Below are 454 nucleotides of genomic sequence, written 5' to 3' on the forward strand. Positions count from 1 at the left end.
ACGGGTCGTTTTCCGGGTCGGTATCGTTACCGAGAACGTTAATAGTAACCGGTGTATTGAAACCAGTTGTACGAGTATCATCAACCGCGTCAGGATTGGTATTTACAGGTTCTTCAACTGTTACCGTAACGGTGGCGGTATCGGTTCCCCCATTGCCATCATTAACGGTGTAATTAAAGGTATCTGTTCCGGTGAAATTGGCCGCAGGTGTATAAATTAACTGACCATTTTCCGAACGTGCAACGGTTCCCCCATTAGCCGAATTTTCGTCAAAGGTTGTAATGTCTAACGGGTCGTTTTCCGGGTCGGTATCGTTACCGAGAACGTTAATAGTAACCGGTGTATTGAAACCAGTTGTACGAGTATCATCAACCGCGTCAGGATTGGTATTTACAGGTTCTTCAACTGTTACCGTAACGGTGGCGGTATCGGTTCCCCCATTGCCATCATTAAC

Annotated in this window: 1 protein-coding gene; it reads right to left on the reverse strand. The window is 46.3% G+C overall.

From position 1 onward, the window contains the following. A partial coding sequence (locus tag M595_RS31450) for an Ig-like domain-containing protein (RefSeq protein ID WP_023070017.1) occupies positions 1–454 on the reverse strand: 454 nt, incomplete at both ends.

Origin of the sequence: Lyngbya aestuarii BL J (assembly GCF_000478195.2) — a bacterium.
Lineage (GTDB): Bacteria > Cyanobacteriota > Cyanobacteriia > Cyanobacteriales > Microcoleaceae > Capilliphycus > Capilliphycus aestuarii.